Here is a 13,955-nt window from a genome sequence, read left to right on the forward strand (position 1 = left end):
CAGGGCCTGGGCCGACGTCGCCCGACGCACCCACCGCTCCAACACCGCCCGCTCATCAGCGGACAGCAGCAACGGCTTCAGCTTCGGGCCCCGACGAGGAACAGACGCACCAGCAGCAGAAGTCACACCACAACTAACGATCAACTACTGGCACAGGACACTAGGCCCTGTCCGGTGGGTCGTATAACTGACCGATGCGTGGATCGTTTCCGTCGTTGTGGGGCGGGGTGATCTGTCGGATGAGGAGTGGGCTCGATTGGAGCCACATCCGCCGAAGAGTGTGGGGCGGGGCGGTCGTTGGAAGAGCCACCGCACAGTGATAAACGGCATTCTCTTCCGGCAGCGGACCGGCATACCGTGGCGGGACTTGCCAGCACGGTTCGGGAAGTGGAAGACCTTGCATGACAGGCATCGACGGTGGTCGGCGGACGGTACATGGGAGAGGGTCCTGCGGGCCGTTCAGGCCGACGTCGACGCGGAAGGCCGGATCGACTGGAGCATGGTCAGCGTGGACTCCACCTCTTGCCGTGCCCACCAGCACGCTGCAGGTGCGCGCAAGAGCACACCTCGTGTTCCGGGCAGGCGTCGCCGACCCGTTCAGCACCGATCCGACGAGGCCCTGGGCCGTTCCCGGGGCGGTCTGACCTGCAAGATCCACCTGGCCGGTGAGGGCGGGCGCCGTCCGCTCGCCTTCGTGATCACATCGGGCCAGTGGGGCGACGCCCCACAGATGATCCCTATCCTGGAACGAATCCGTGTTCCGCACCCTGAAGGCGGGCACCCTCGCACCCGGCCCAACCACCTCGGCGCCGACAAGGTGTATTCGTCGCGCCGAAACCGCCGCTACCTGCGTCGGCACCAGATCAAGCACACGATCCCAGAGCCGAAGGGCCAGCGGGCGAACCGAAGACGTCGTGGCAGCAAAGGTGGCCGGCCCACCGGCTTCGACAAGACGATGTACAAGCGCAGGAACGAAGTCGAGCGGACGATCAACGCGCTCAAGAACTTCCGGGCCGTGGCTACGAGGTACGACAAGCGCGCGTACGTTTTCCACGGCACCGTCGCCGTCGCAGCGATCCGCCTATGGCTCCGTCCATGATCTGCCGGCAGAACCTAATCCTTGCGGCCTGTCGCAGCAACGGTCACACCGAGGCCAATCATGGTGAGCCCACCAGCCCCGCCGACCATGGCGAGCCGCCGCGGTGAGCCGGCAAACCAGCCCCGCGCGGTGGCCGCGACCAACCCCCACACGCTGTCACAAGCCACCGCGATGACGTTGAAGACCAAGCCGAGCAACAGCATTTGAAGCATGACATGGCCCTGGCCACGGTCGACGAACTGAGGCAGTACGGCGGCGAAGAACACGATGGTCTTGGGATTGGCCACACCGACCGTGAACCCCTCCCAAAGCGTGCGCAGGTTGCCCTGCGTGGGACGATCACCTGTGAACTCGGCATGCAACGATCCACGCTGTCGCACCGCCTTGACTCCGAGATAAACCAGGTACGCAGCGCCCACGAGCTTCAGCGCTGTGAAGACGAGGACTGAACGCTCCACGACGGTCCCGACCCCGAGGGCCACGGCCACGACAAGTACGTAGGCCCCCAGCGTGTTCCCCGCCACCGTGGCCAACGCGGCACGGCGGCCCTGCGCCAGTGCCCGCCCGATCACAAACAGCACACTGGGACCGGGGACCACGATCAGAAGGAATGACATGGCCGCGAAAGCCAGTAGACGGTCGGTAGACACCATGAAGCCCATCTAACACGGCGGCTCATCGCGTTCGCAGTCCTTTCCCGGCATAGACCCCATGCAGATCGGAGAAGAACCGGCCAGCGACTTGCTCCCCCGCCAGACGCCGCGAGCGGTCCAGCGACGACTCGCCGGACAGGCCCTAGCACCGTTCCGCCCACACGGCGGTGTTCTCGGTCGGTTCCTGGGGCACCGCCCGTCGCAGAGACCATGGCCGACGCTGGCACCGACGTGATCGTGCACGCCCGCCGCAGCGAGGTCGCAGTGCCCTGGATGGCCGTCACCCTCGCCTCCAATCCGCTGCGCGGACAGTGCCACTGCGTCCCTGACCGGCTCGTGCTACTCCTTGCCCCAGACCTCCCCCGCAGAGGGGCTGGGACTTGGTACGTTCGGGCGTATGACGCTGCGTTCGGTAGATCTGCGCAAGGAGCCCGTGGAAGCCGTACTGAACCGCGTGGAGCGGTCACTGGGGGTGTGCCTCGACCAGGAGACGGTGGTGCGCAAGCGTCGGTCTCTGGGGGTACGTACGAACCGCGACACGTGGGTGCGTATCGAGCGGCGCGGGCTCGACCGGATCGGGGTCCAGGGCGGGGACGGCACCGCGTCCGCCGAGGCCCTACGCGGGATCGCGAAACCGGCATGGCACGCCGGCGTCGCGTGGCGGGACGAGACCGAGCCGGTGATGTGGCGGGCGGACGAGACGGAGCTGCTGCCCGGGACGCCGGTGGGCAGCGCCGTGGTGACGGAAGATCCGCAGCTGTCCGAGGAGTGGTGGGCCGCGATGAACGCATCCCTGGATGCCCTCGCCGCGCAGCACACCAACCGGATCGCGTCACCGGACACCGAGACCCTCACGCAGGATCTGGTCACGGGAACGATCCACAGCGTCTTCCCCGGCGTCGATACGACCGTGGTCGACTGGCGTCCGGCGCATGCTGATTGCAACTGGGCGAACATGACGGCGCCGGCGTTCTGCGTGTTCGACTGGGAGGATTGGGGCATGGCCCCGCGCGGCCTGGACGCGGCGAATCTGTGGGGCGCGTCCCTCGCCGTCCCGACTCTGGCCGACCGCGTCCGCAGTGAGCGGCGTGACGATCTGGAGAGCCGGGACGGCAAGCTGATGACGCTGTTCGTCGCCGCGAAGATCCTCGGTCCTTATGCCGATCCGGCCGACACCCGTCTGGGGGCCGCCCGGGAGACGACGGATCGAGTGGTGAAGGAGCTTCAGACGCGCTGATGGCGGCCCTGGAGGAGCTGCACATACTCCCGCACGACTCGGTCGTCGACCTCGTACGCCAGAGCGCCGACCAGCTCCCGAAGGTGGTCGACGTTGTCCGTACCGACCGCGACTGCGTCGACCCGGGGCAGGCCGTAGGCGGAGCGGAACGCCGCCTGGACCCTCGTGGCCGGCAGGGAGTTCCGCAGGAAGATCCGCGGGTCGAACTTCCCCCACACAGCCTCGGTCGTACTGCCGCCGAAGGGGCTCATGCCCCACACCTGCGACGGCCGCCGCCGCGTCACCAGGGCCTCGGACGCTTCAAGGACGTCGAGCCCCACCAGCAGCCCTGACCGGACCATGAGGACATCAGGGCGGGGCGCGTCCAGGTCCACGAGCGGGCGCGGATCCCAGCTGGAGACACCCCACCCGCCGCACAGCCCCGTCTGCGCCGCGTCGGCCAGGACCGCGCACGCCTGCGCCAGCATCTCGGCGTCGGGGTGGGAGTGCTCGGGGTTGTGGAGGAGCACCGTGTCCGGCTCCCGTCCCAGTTCCTTCGCGGCCCGCTCGACTCCGGCGCGCAGCCGGGTGGGGGCGAGGGAGTGTTCCCCCGGGAAATACCCGACCTTGGTGGAGACCGAGAACTTCGGCAGGAGATCGCCGGCCACCGTCTTCAGTACCTCGTGTGAGCGATGGCGGAGGTAGTTCGAGGCGGTGTCGAGGCGCGCTACGCCGAGGTCGGCGGCTGCTTCGAGTACGTCACGGGCGCGACCAGACCGGTATAGCCCGAGGATGACATTTCCGTCAGCGGTTCGCACAGCCCCTCCGTGATGAGCAGGTCGGCCAGGGTGGTGGTGTCCTCGTCGGCGCCGTCGAGGTAGACCGGGTGGCCCGACAGGAGCGCACGGAGGCCCGGTTCCGCCCGTTCGTGGAAGGTCAGCCGCTTGCCCCCGCCGCAGACTTGGACCGTGCCACCAGAGCGGACGATAGAGAGGGCGAACTCGGTGCCGGCCGCGACTCCATCCGGTCGGCCGAAGGCGGCCACGTGCGGCATGTGGCGTGCGGGCGGGGTGTTGGACCGCAGTTCGTTCAGGTAGCGCTCGGGGCTGTAGGTGGTGGCGAGAGCGCTGAGCTTGTCCGCCAGCGCCTTGTGCGCGGTTCCTTCCGCACCCTCCAGATCGTGACGGAACGCTTCATCGGCGCGGGCGGAGTCGGAGAGGGAGTTGGCCCACGTGACGCCGGTCCGTTTGGTGAATCCGAACGTCACATGCAGCGAGTGGCCGCCGCTGCCGGAGCCGAGACGGGTGGCGGTGTGCCAGAAGCCGCGTGGGATGTGCATGACGTCCCCTGCTCGCATGGTGCCCTTCCACAGCACTTCCTCGGAGGGGGTGCGGTTGCGTTCGGCGTCGCGGTACATCGGCGCAGGCCGGGACGGGCCGCGCACCTCCCACGATTTCTCGCCGGAAAGCTGCACGGCGATGACCTCGTGGTCGTCCCAGTGCAGATGGAATCCGTCGGTGTCACCGACCGCGAGGTAGGCGTTGGCGGAGGTCAGTTCACCGGACCACCAGCCCAGGGCCCGGCAGGCAACTTCCAGTGTCGGGTCGAAGAAGTCCACGTGGTCCAAGACCGCGGTGCCGCCGTCGTTGAGGATCCGTCCGAGGGCCGCCATGTCGGCCTGGCTCACGGCCTGCCTGCGCCGGTTGACGTTGGTGGACAGGAACGTGGACGGGTGTATTTTGTCGCCTTCGGCGTAGCAGCGGAGCTGCGGGTTGGCCAGGTGGCGGCGCTTGATCAGGTCCAGCAGCTTGTGCGGGGTCAGCAGGCGGGCGGGCAGGTCCGGGTCCGTGAGATGACCGCGTGCGAACGCGGTCCCCACGGAACCCGGCCCGTCCCAGCCGAGAGCCTTCTCGATGTGGGTGACGAGCCGGTGTTCCATGGGCTCCCCCTATGCCTTCGGGAGGTTCAGGTCGCGGTTGTCGCCGTCGTCGCCCGCGCTGTTCTGCGAGCTGGTGATGTCGGACCGCTCGGACTCACTGCGGTCGTGCGCGGTCGCCAGTTCCTCCACGGCGATCAAGAGCGCGGGGCTGGTCCCCGCCTGAGTGGATGTCTTCTCCGCCAGCTCGTGCCCTTCCTCTTCGGCTTCCTCCGGCCGGATCTGGGCGGAAGGTCTGAGTCAACCCGCGCCTGCCGTATGGCAGTAGGGCGGGATTCGGACAGTGGTTCAGGGTGCCCCCGGCTCCTTCTGGGAGGGTCAGGTCCAGCCCATCGCGGTGTAGGGCGTGCCGCGGGAGATGGCCTCCAGGGCAGCGCGGGTGTAGCTCACGGTCGGGTCGGGCAGTGCAGCCAGCGGCCACCAGTCCCACTCGGTGCAGCGATCCGGTTCGAGGACGGTCGGGTCGCCGTCCCACTGGGCCGCAGCGAAAAAGAGCTGGATGCGAGGGATCGGGCTGCCAGGATCGAGAAGGTCGAGGGTGTGTACGAGCGACAAGTCGCCTTCGACGATGGCGAGTCCAGTCTCCTCCTTCGCCTCCCGAATCATGCAGGAAATGGCGGCCTCGGTCTCTTCGCGGTGCCCGGCCGGCAGGTGCCAAGTCGAGGGCGCGAAGGCGCTGCTCGCGTGACGCTTGCCGAGCAGGACGGCCCCGTCGCGGATGAGGACGAGGTGGGCTCCGACGATGCTGCGGCTGCGGTGATCGCTCGGCTCTCGGACCTGCACGGTGGGAAGCGGGCTGTCGCTGTCGCGGGCCGGGTGCGGATTGTCTTGATGAGCTTGGAGGACGGCAACGGCGCCGGGGTCCATGGTCATCTCCGCTGTCTCTTCGATGCGAGTCCAGCGCAACTGGATGCCTTCGCGCAGATCGATCTCGTGCGCGGGCCGGTTAAGTGTGCCGTGGTAGACGCGGACGCGGTCCTTGAAGGCCCCGTTGGCGTCGAGGGTATCCAGGGTGACGAAGCCAGTGAGGTCGGGGATCGTGAGGCCGGTTTCTTCGGCGAGTTCCCGGACGATGGCCTCGTCGCAGTGCTCGCCCTTCTCTGTGTTCCCGCCGAGCAGGGCCCACTGCCCCGAGCGCCAGATCGGCTTGTTCGCGGAGCGGAGGTGGAGCAGGTATCGGCCTTGGTCATCGGTGAGCAGGGCCGCGGTGCCGGGAATCACCGGCCAGTGGATCGTGATCAGCGTGTGGTTCTTGCTGAACACGTGAGGGCCGTCCGAGCTGGCGGCGGCCGGTGCGGCATCACGGGGCCGGACGGTGATGCGTGGGCAGAGAGCGGCGCGGTGATTGCGCTGCCAGTGCTGGACCTGCTCGGCCATCTCGGTGGCAGCCAGGTGACCGGTCGGCCCGTAGCCGTGGATGACGAATTCGTAGAGGCCGTTGCCGTCGTCGCTGTCCCCGATCCGCTCGGTGGCCAGTCGCGCGAGCGAGGCGCCGCGCACGATGGCAGCGCCGGGCCAGTGCGGGGGCGGGGGGCTGATGACGCCGTTGTCGCCCTCGGGTTCGACGGACAGGCGGCAGAAGCCGGGGAGCGCTCCGGCTAGGTACAGAGCGAGGGAGTCGAAGGGCTCCTGCCCCCGGACGGTGACGTTCGTACGGAGCGTGGTGGGGGCTTTGTCGAAGGCCGGGGCGAGTTGGTCGACGGGCAGCGGAGTGCCGTCCTCGAAGGCGAGGTGGATGCCCCGGCCGGGGATGGTGCGACGTTGGCTATCCCAGGCGCCGGCACCCTGCATGGGAACGAACCCGCACACGGTGAGCGGCTCGTCGCTGGTCAGCGTGCCGTCGTGTTTGGTGAAGCCGATGGCCCACACGTACTGGTGCAGGCGCAGCGGTGTGATGAGGCGTCCGCCGCCGGCGACCAGGTGGATCCACGGCAGGTCCCAGGTGTCGACGGTGACGATCACGGCGTCGAAGCCGTCGTCGGGGACGGCATCGGCAGGCAGGTGCTCGGCGTCGGCGGTAATGACGCGGACGCGGTCGTATCCGGCCGCGGCGAGGAAGCGGGTGGCGCGGTCGGTGACGGCCGCGTCGATGTCGACGGTGGTGACGCTTCCCGTCGGGCCGACAAGTTCAGCAACCAGAGCGGCGTTGTAGCCGCCGGATCCGATCTCCAGGACGCGGTGGCCGGGCTGGATGTGGGCTGCTTCGAGCATGTCGGCCTGCAGCCAGGGCGCGGACACGGAGCTGATGATCCGGCCGTCGGGCGCGTGGCGGGTGGGGATGATGTCGTTGGCGTACGCCTTCTCGGCGGGCACTTCGGGGGCGAAGGCGTGACGAGGCACGGTGCGGAAGGCATTCTCGACCGCGGTGGTGCGGATGTGGCCGGCTGCCAGGAGTTGTTCGGCGAGCTGGTGGCGCAGGTCGCTCGCGTCGTCGAGTTCTGTGGTGGGAAGAGTCGTCACGGTGGGCCTTTCGTCGGGCGGGGTCATGCGGGATCCGCGACAGTGGGAGATGCGGGGTTCGGGATGCTTCCGGTGGGGGCGCGTATTGGGCGGTATGTCACCACCTCCCGTACGGTGCCGGGCGGGCGACGCCGCACCCGGCGAAGGGGAGCCTGCCCGGCGCGCTCGGGTGGGGGAATCGGGAGACTGTCGTGTGCGGGCTCATGGGTTCACGCTCCGGCCCACGCGGCGGTTGTAGTGGGTCCGCAGGTTGTCGAGCATGGTGTGGGCGGCGTCGACGGTTTCCACGTCGCGGTGCTCCAGACCCCACTTCAGGGCGCTGACCGAGTCCAAGGCGCCGTACACGAGACAGGCGTGCTGCTCGTCGGGCGTGAGGTGGCGTCCGTAACCGTCGTAGAAGGCGGTACGGAGTTCACGGCGCGCGGTGAGGATGCGCAGTTCGAGGCGAGGGAAGTCGCGTTTGACGGCGGGCTCGACGCAGGTCCGCTCGAAGTCGATCACGCGCAGGGTCCGGGTGGCGCTCTCCCACAGCCAGTTCCTGGGCTGGTAGTCGGCATGGGACACGTGCGTCGGCAGCGCGCAGGGAGGCTCCCGGGTGAGGTCGCGCAGCATCACGGTGACGTCGGAGGGCAGGTACAGCCCGGCGTCGTTGAGCATTGTCTCCACGGCGGCCTCCCACTCGTCCTCGACCTCGACGGCGGGTGAGAGCGCTCCGGTAGGGGCGGAGTGCAGCATGGCGAGCAGGCAGCCGGCCTGTTGGTACGCCTCCAGCTCCTCCCTGCCCTCCAAGGGGCGGCTGCGCATGCTGTGGCCAGCGACGGGAGTGATCACGATGGCCCGTGCTTCGGCGTCGGCGGCGACCAGCGTGGGAGCACGCCCCGCGCCGAGACAGTGGGTCCACCGCCTGTACGCGTCGACCTCGCGACGGTGCCCGTTTGGACCGGCGTGCCGTTTGACGAACCACCGCTGGCCGTTACCCCCGCGTACCTCCCAGACCTGGGGGCGGTCAGGGCCCGGCCACGAATGCTCGGAAACCAGCTCGAACGTGCCGGCCACGGTGGAGATGAGGTCTTCGATCCTCGCGGGGATGTCCTTCATGCCGTTGCGCCCCTCCGGTCGTCGCCCACCCGGATGGTCACTTGAAGTGATCCGGTGAGCGCTCAGTGCGGTCGTGTTGTGCGGGTTGTAGCTTGCCAAGGGCCACTGACAACGCGGCCTGTGACCGGTTATGCGACCTGGTGGCCGCCCATTCCGTGGGATGCGTCGAGCACCGCGAACTTCCAGCCGAGCGTGATCAAGTAAGGGGCGTTCTCGGCACCCCAGCGTTTGCGCAGGGCGCGGACCCTCTTCTTCATCGAGTCGTGGGACAGGCCGACGTGCTGCGCGATCTCGGTGTAGGTACCGTCCAGGGCCGGGGACCAAAGGATCTTGGTCTCGACGTCGTCGACGCCGCCGGGTGGCGGTGCGGTCGGCTCCGGCCGGGGCAGCTGCTCGGTGACGTAGCAGGCGTGGGTGAGGGCGTGACGGTGGCGTACGCCGACACGGCGGTTCCCGTGCGACATCTGGATCGCGACGGTGGCTTCGGACAGGCCCAGTTCGGCCGCCGCCTTGCCGGTGCTCAGACCCTGGGCGAGCTTGCCGGCGATCTTCAGCTGGGCGGGTGTCGGATGCGAGGCGGCTATGCCGAGCCGTGCGGTCATCAGGGGATCCCTTTCGGACGGAGGGGTGGTTGTGCGTGTCGTCTGGGCAGGCCCCGGCCGAGAGGGGACGCTCCCGGCCGGGGACTGGTCATGGGGAGGCGGCCGTCAGGCGCGCGTGAACCAGCGGGTCTGTTCCGCGTCGGTGACGATGCCGCGGTGGTGGTCGAGTTCGAGTTGCGCGAGGTGGGCGTAGTGCTCGACCACGTCCTTGCCGAACGCTTCTTGGGCGACGGGGCTGTGCCGGAACGCGGACCGGGCCTGTTCGAGGGTGAGCGGCACCAGGGGCGTGTCCAAGGCCTCGTAGGCGTTGGAGGCGCACGGCGCCGGCGGGGCGAGCTGCCGCTCGATGCCGTGGGTGATCGCGGCGATGGCAGCGGAGAGCGCGAGGTAGGGGTTCGCGTCCGCTCCCGGTACGCGGACCTCCAGGTGTACGCCCGCGCCGTGGCCGACGACCCGCACGGCGCGGGTGCGGTTGTCCGGCCCCCAGGTCATACGGGTGGGGGCGAAGGAGCCGGGTGCGTACCGCTTGTAGGAGTTGACGTTCGGCGCGTACAGCGGGGCGAGCCCGGGCAGCGCCGCGAGCAGCCCGGCGATGGCTTGCTCGCCGGTCTCGGTGAGCCGTCCGTCGGGTTCGGCGAGCATCGGGGTGCCGCTGCGGGTGAGGGAGATGTGCGAGTGGAGTCCGCTGGCGATGCCGGTCTGGGGGGCGGCCATGAACGTGGCCGTCATGGCGGACCGGGCGGCGAGCGTGCGCACGGCGTGCTTGAACACGCTGTGGTTGTCGCACGCGGGCAGCGCAGGCCCGTGGGGGAAGGTGACCTCCACCTGGCCCGGGGCGCCTTCCGTCTTGATCGCCTCGACGGGCATGCCGGCCCCGGACAGCGCGCCCTGCAGGCGCCGGGAGAACCGGTCGCACTCCGGGGAGTGGTCGAGGGCGTAGTCCAGGTTCTCCCCGGTCACTGGCACGAGCCCGCCCCCGCCGACCTTGTCGCCGTTGCTGAAGGTGCCGCGGTAGAGCACGAACTCCGTCTCCAGGCCGGCCTGCGCGTGAAGGCCGTGGGCGGCGAGGCGGGTCAGCTGGTGCCGCAGGATCTGCCGCGGCGCCACGTCGACTGGCTCCTCGTCTCGTCTGAGCGCGTCGCCGAGCACCAGCGCGGTGCGCGGCATCCACGGCAGGGACCGCAGCGTCGAGGGATCGGGTTCGACGGAAAGGCCTTCGTACCCGCTCGCCCACGAGGTGAGGGCGAAGCCGTCGGCGGGCGTCCATCTCGGCGTCGGTGGCCAGGAGGTAGGCGCACATCTCCGCCCCGCCGTCGAGGACGCGGTCGAGGAAATGCCGCGCCCCGTACCGCTTGCCCTTCAGGCGGCCCTGCGGGTCCGGCACGGCCAGGAGCACTGTGTCGATCAGGCCGGCGCCGACGGCTTTGCGTAGCTCCTCGACGCTGAAGACTCGGGCCGGGCGCCGAGGCGCGATGGGGATGGCGTCGGTGGCGGTCGGCGTCGGGCTGCTGGAGTCCGACGAGGTTCCGGCCGAGGTGGGCAGGGGCGGCATCAGACGACCTCTTCCTGAATCTTGGCCATGCCCGAGCCGGCGTCGGCCGAAGCGGTCGGCACCTTGTAGTCACGTCCCGCGACACGCCACCACAACGTGGCCAGGGCGAGGACGACCGCCAGGGCGATGGGCGCGTAGTTGAAGGTCTCGACGGAGACGAGCCCGGTGTCGGGGCGGGTCTGGGGGGAGGCAGAACAGCACGGTGACGAGGGCCACCCAGACCACGGCGACCGTGCCGACCGGTACGCCCCAGCGGCCCAGGTTCCAGGGGCCGGGCTGGAAGCGGTGGCGGTTGCGGATCCGCAGGTAGATCGGGATCGCGTACGCGGGCGTGATGCCGATGACGTTGATCGCGGTGACGGCGGCGTACGCGGTCGGGCTGTACAGCGACGGCAGCGCCAGGGCGGCGGCCACGATCACGGACAGCCACACCGCGCGGGTCGGGGTGCCCGTACGGGCATCGGCGTGACGCCACAGCCTTGCCCCGGGCAGGGCGCCGTCCCGGGAGAACGCGAACACCATGCGGCTGCCAGCGGCCGTCTCGGCGTTGCCGCAGAGCAGCTGCGCGACGATCACCACCAGCAGCAGGGCCTTCGCGCCGGCGAGTCTGAGGGCGTCGAGGAAGATCTGCGCCGGCGGAACCCCGGTGGCGGTGGCCTGCATGGCGGCGTAGTCCTGGATGGCGAACGTCAGCCCGGCCAGCAGCACGAACCCCGCCAGCCATGACCAGCCGATCGCGCGCACGATGCCGCGGGATGCGGAGACCTGGGCGTTGGTGGTCTCCTCCGACAGGTGCGCTGAGGCGTCGTACCCGCTGAAGGTGTACTGCGCGAGGAGCAGGCCGATCAGCGCGACGTACCACCAGCTGGACCAACCGGTGTCGTTGACGAACTCCCCGAACATGAAGGACGGCGACTGGTGGTGCGACGGGACGAGCGCCAGCGTGCCGACGATCAGCGCGACTCCGCCCAGGTGCCACCACACGCTGACGGAGTTCAGGATGCTGACCAGCCGGACACCGAACAGGTTGAGCGTGGCGTGGAGAGAGCCAGGATGCACAGGTAGATCGCCATGATCTTGCCGGGCGTCGGGACGAAGCCGAACTGCAGGTTCAGGAAGGCTCCGGTGAACAGGGCAGCGCCGTAGTCGATACCGGCGATCGCGCCGAGCAGACCGAGCAGGTTCAGCCAGCCGGTGTACCAGCCCCACTTGCGCCCGCCGAGCTGCTCGGCCTGGTAGTACAGGGCGCCCGAGGCGGGGTACGCCGAAGTCACCTCGGCCAGGCCGGCACCCACGAGCATCACCATCGCGCCGACGAAGACCCAGCCCCACATCATCACAGCCGGGCCATCGGTCCCGAGCCCGAAGCCGTACAGGGTCATGCAGCCGCTCAGCACGGAGATCACCGAGCAGCTGATGGCGAAGTTCCCGAACGGCCCCATGCGGCGGGCCGGCACCGGCTCGCAGCCCAGCTCCCGCAGGAACGCGTCGTCGGACGAGGCCCCTTGGGCGCGGCGGGGTGGGCGTGTTCGTATCACTGGACATCCTCCGTAAAAAGGAGCGGAACGGAGTCGGAAAGGGCAGGCGCATGCCATTGGCCATGTGCTGGGGTCGTCGGTCAGCCGTGTGGCACTGTGCGGGGTGCGTGTGTGCGGGCGAAGGACATCGACTCCCGGCGGGCCCGCAGCAGCAGGGCCTCGCCGCCGTCGGGACGGTTCGGGTTCTCATGGACGGACGCCCAGGGCTCGAGGGCGGCGTAGGGTCCCGCAGCCGTGAACACCTCCGCGGCCTCCACGTACCGGTGGCCGACCCACAGCGCGTAGGCGAGATGGTGCAGGTCGGTGACCGAGCGGGGCGCGGGATCCGGCTGCCGGAACCAGTGGTGGAACGCGTTGAGCGTGTACCGGATAGTCGATTCCTTCGCCCACTGCCGCCGCCACAGCGGATCGGCACGGTGCCGGAGGGACTGCCGCCGGCACGGCTCGACCAGCGCGTACAACGGCAACAGCAGAAGCGGGGAGCCCGCCGGAGTCCACGAGGCCACCCACCGACCGAAGTCGAACACCGTGGCGAGCGAGGCCGCCGCAGGAACGTCGCGGGCCAACATGAACTGCAACACCCGGTGAAACGCCTCCCGGTTGTACGGGTCGCGCTGGTTGACCGCGTGCAGCAGCCCCCACGGGCCGGTCGGCAGCATGGGCTCCGCCGACCGCTCGCGGTGCTCCCGACGCACCTGCCGCCCGTCGACCTGGGAGAGAGCAAGCAGGCACACCCAGGGCACCGGATCCCGCGCCTCCCGGTGCGCCGCTAACAACGCCGCATGTCGGGCCGCCTCCTCCACCATCGCGGCGCTCGCGTGCCGCTGGTGATGGGCGCGCACGGCACGCTCCGCCGCCACGCGGGCCTGCATCACCTGCGCGTCTTAGCTGTCCGGCTCCTCGGCCAGCCACACACCGACCACGTCGGAGCGAGCCGCCGTGACCGCCAGCACCTGCCTACGCGACGTCCGCAGCCCCCACCACTCACCGGTGGCAGCCAGCAGAACGCGGGCCGGCCTCCAGCGGCCCGCCTGCAGCTCGACCAAGGCGAAACCGAGAGCCTCGTCGGTACCGGCCGGGTGGTACACCGGGCGCATCACAGCACCCCGCGCCCCGGGCAGCCGCCAGCCGCGGCCAGAGGCCGGTACGGCCGGAGCCGAAGGCCCTCTCGTGCACCGCGGACGAGCGTCGTGGATCTCGCAGTCATCGAATGATTCCTCGGCAGAGACATGGACGATGGAGCCGGACAGGAGGCTGAACCGTGGCCGGTCTAGAACTTGATGCCGCTGATCAGCCGCGCGACGTTCGCCGTGACCTCGGAGATCGCGGGCGCGATCGAGGAACTCGCCAGGTAGAAACCCAGGAGGGTGCACACGATTGCGTGTCCGGCCTTCAGCCCGCCCTTCTTGACGAACAAGACGACGAGCACCGCGAGCAGTACGGCGGCGGACACGCTGACCACCACAGTTGCGCACCCCCTTCTCGAGTCGTCGGCGATGAACCTCGCTCCCCACCCATCGCCTACCTCGCAGCTCACGCCGACTTCCCAGATGCATACAGACGAATCGGCACGAGAGGTACCAAGGCGAGCCGAGCATGCGCTGTGCAGCGCAATCGGCCCTGGGTGGAGGCTGATCGAGGCACAAGACTGACCGGGAATGTCCCGGCGCGCACATTCCGCGGGTGATACCACTGGGGTGATCTCGGCCCTGGACGGACTGCTCCGTGGCGGGCGCGGTTTCGTACGGCGAGGCGAAGGGTGACTGAGCGACGCTGCGATCAGTGCAGCTGCCGTCTGAGC

Annotated in this window: 14 protein-coding genes and 1 pseudogene; 3 read left to right on the forward strand and 12 right to left on the reverse strand. The window is 69.3% G+C overall.

All coding sequences use genetic code 11. The annotated features are described in order from the left end of the window. The first annotated feature begins 217 nt into the window (after window positions 1-217). Window positions 218-1,099 (forward strand): IS5 family transposase, encoded by an 882-nt coding sequence (locus AC5P1B_RS23360; protein WP_493889417.1) that lies wholly within the window; start codon window positions 218-220, stop codon window positions 1,097-1,099. 14 nt (window positions 1,100-1,113) lie between these two features. Here AC5P1B_RS23360 and AC5P1B_RS23365 read toward each other — a convergent pair whose 3' ends face one another. Next, complete coding sequence (locus AC5P1B_RS23365) at window positions 1,114-1,752, reverse strand: LysE family translocator (protein WP_493889418.1); 639 nt, start codon at window positions 1,750-1,752, stop codon at window positions 1,114-1,116. A 397-nt stretch (window positions 1,753-2,149) separates the two neighbouring features. Between AC5P1B_RS23365 and AC5P1B_RS23370 the strand changes: the two genes are divergently transcribed. After that, window positions 2,150-2,989 (forward strand): hypothetical protein, encoded by an 840-nt coding sequence (locus AC5P1B_RS23370; protein WP_493889419.1) that lies wholly within the window; start codon window positions 2,150-2,152, stop codon window positions 2,987-2,989. Here AC5P1B_RS23370 and AC5P1B_RS23375 read toward each other — a convergent pair. The 7 genes from AC5P1B_RS23375 to AC5P1B_RS23405 all read right to left on the reverse strand — a co-directional run bounded on the left by AC5P1B_RS23375 (window position 2,977) and on the right by AC5P1B_RS23405 (window position 10,231). Further along, window positions 2,977-3,786, reverse strand: coding sequence for an aldo/keto reductase (locus AC5P1B_RS23375; RefSeq protein ID WP_493889420.1), 810 nt, complete (start codon window positions 3,784-3,786; stop codon window positions 2,977-2,979). The two genes, AC5P1B_RS23370 and AC5P1B_RS23375, sit on opposite strands and share 13 nt — an antisense overlap. Next, window positions 3,696-4,907: a JmjC domain-containing protein gene (locus AC5P1B_RS23380; protein ID WP_493889421.1), complete on the reverse strand. Its 1,212-nt coding sequence runs from the start codon at window positions 4,905-4,907 to the stop codon at window positions 3,696-3,698. Before AC5P1B_RS23380 ends, AC5P1B_RS23375 begins: the two co-directional genes overlap by 91 nt. 9 nt (window positions 4,908-4,916) lie before the next feature. Continuing rightward, the gene (locus AC5P1B_RS23385) at window positions 4,917-5,045 is read right to left on the reverse strand and encodes a hypothetical protein (RefSeq protein ID WP_493889422.1); all 129 of its coding nucleotides are present in this window, start codon (window positions 5,043-5,045) and stop codon (window positions 4,917-4,919) included. A gap of 177 nt (window positions 5,046-5,222) precedes the next feature. Beyond that, complete coding sequence (gene fxlM / locus AC5P1B_RS23390) at window positions 5,223-7,364, reverse strand: methyltransferase, FxLD system (protein WP_493889423.1); 2,142 nt, start codon at window positions 7,362-7,364, stop codon at window positions 5,223-5,225. Between the two features lie 201 nt (window positions 7,365-7,565). Beyond that, window positions 7,566-8,462 (reverse strand): aminoglycoside phosphotransferase family protein, encoded by an 897-nt coding sequence (locus AC5P1B_RS23395; RefSeq protein WP_493889424.1) that lies wholly within the window; start codon window positions 8,460-8,462, stop codon window positions 7,566-7,568. Between the two features lie 128 nt (window positions 8,463-8,590). Further along, window positions 8,591-9,064 (reverse strand): LuxR C-terminal-related transcriptional regulator, encoded by a 474-nt coding sequence (locus AC5P1B_RS23400; RefSeq protein WP_493889426.1) that lies wholly within the window; start codon window positions 9,062-9,064, stop codon window positions 8,591-8,593. A 105-nt stretch (window positions 9,065-9,169) separates the two neighbouring features. Continuing rightward, window positions 9,170-10,231 carry a glutamine synthetase family protein gene (locus AC5P1B_RS23405; protein ID WP_493889427.1) on the reverse strand — a complete coding sequence of 354 codons (1,062 nt, stop codon included), beginning with the start codon at window positions 10,229-10,231 and terminating at the stop codon, window positions 9,170-9,172. Between AC5P1B_RS23405 and AC5P1B_RS23410 the strand changes: the two genes are divergently transcribed. Then, complete coding sequence (locus AC5P1B_RS23410) at window positions 10,221-10,496, forward strand: hypothetical protein (protein ID WP_493889429.1); 276 nt, start codon at window positions 10,221-10,223, stop codon at window positions 10,494-10,496. The two genes, AC5P1B_RS23405 and AC5P1B_RS23410, sit on opposite strands and share 11 nt — an antisense overlap. Before the next feature lie 119 nt (window positions 10,497-10,615). On the opposite strand, the pseudogene AC5P1B_RS23415 reads toward AC5P1B_RS23410, so the two are convergent. The 4 genes and pseudogenes from AC5P1B_RS23415 to AC5P1B_RS23430 form a co-directional block, all read right to left on the reverse strand. Then, window positions 10,616-12,154, reverse strand: a pseudogene (locus AC5P1B_RS23415) (amino acid permease). An 80-nt stretch (window positions 12,155-12,234) separates the two neighbouring features. Further along, a complete protein-coding gene (locus tag AC5P1B_RS23420; RefSeq protein WP_493889430.1) occupies window positions 12,235-13,029 on the reverse strand; it encodes a hypothetical protein in 795 nt (264 codons plus the stop codon). 9 nt (window positions 13,030-13,038) lie between these two features. Next, window positions 13,039-13,251: a hypothetical protein gene (locus AC5P1B_RS23425; protein WP_493889431.1), complete on the reverse strand. Its 213-nt coding sequence runs from the start codon at window positions 13,249-13,251 to the stop codon at window positions 13,039-13,041. Window positions 13,252-13,424: 173 nt separating this feature from the next. Next, a complete protein-coding gene (locus AC5P1B_RS23430; RefSeq protein ID WP_493889432.1) occupies window positions 13,425-13,619 on the reverse strand; it encodes a hypothetical protein in 195 nt (64 codons plus the stop codon). Between the last annotated feature and the right edge of the window lie 336 nt (window positions 13,620-13,955).

The sequence above is a fragment of the Streptomyces sp. A01 genome (assembly GCF_059026195.1).